5 tRNA genes are annotated in these 535 nt (G+C 52.3%); all 5 read right to left on the minus strand.

The window, feature by feature from the left end:
- Positions 1-37 precede the first annotated feature (37 nt).
- The 5 genes from K1I44_RS15025 to K1I44_RS15045 all read right to left on the minus strand — a co-directional run bounded on the left by K1I44_RS15025 (position 38) and on the right by K1I44_RS15045 (position 486).
- Positions 38-114: transfer RNA gene (locus K1I44_RS15025), tRNA-Met, on the minus strand.
- Positions 115-141: 27 nt separating this feature from the next.
- Positions 142-217, minus strand: a tRNA-Val gene (locus K1I44_RS15030).
- A gap of 8 nt (positions 218-225) precedes the next feature.
- A tRNA-Glu gene (locus K1I44_RS15035) sits at positions 226-297 on the minus strand.
- Between the two features lie 18 nt (positions 298-315).
- Positions 316-406 (minus strand) — tRNA-Ser (locus K1I44_RS15040).
- 5 nt (positions 407-411) lie between these two features.
- A tRNA-Asn gene (locus K1I44_RS15045) sits at positions 412-486 on the minus strand.
- Positions 487-535 lie beyond the last annotated feature (49 nt).

Genomic DNA, 535 nt, shown 5'->3' on the forward strand with positions numbered 1-535 from the left:
AGGCAGGCATGTTAACCACTACACTACGGGACCATTTTGGTTGCGGGGGCAGGATTTGAACCTGCGACCTTCGGGTTATGAGCCCGACGAGCTACCTGGCTGCTCCACCCCGCGATGATAAAATACAAACAAATTCATCTATGGTGGAGGATGACGGGATCGAACCGCCGACCCCTTGCTTGTAAGGCAAGTGCTCTCCCAGCTGAGCTAATCCTCCATAAAAGATGACCCGTACGGGATTCGAACCCGTGTTACCGCCGTGAAAGGGCGGTGTCTTAACCACTTGACCAACGGGCCATATATTTCCTAAGTGGCTGGCGGAGAGCAAGGGATTCGAACCCTTGAGACGCTTATCACGTCTACACGATTTCCAATCGTGCTCCTTCGACCACTCGGACAGCTCTCCGTAAATGGCTCCGCAGGTAGGATTCGAACCTACGACCGCTCGGTTAACAGCCGAGTGCTCTACCACTGAGCTACTGCGGAATGATCCGTTAAAGTTAATCATTTGTGCTTCATCAACATGTTGCGTAAC

The sequence above is a fragment of the Anoxybacillus sp. ST4 genome (assembly GCF_019448545.1).
GTDB lineage: Bacteria > Bacillota > Bacilli > Bacillales > Anoxybacillaceae > Anoxybacillus > Anoxybacillus pushchinoensis.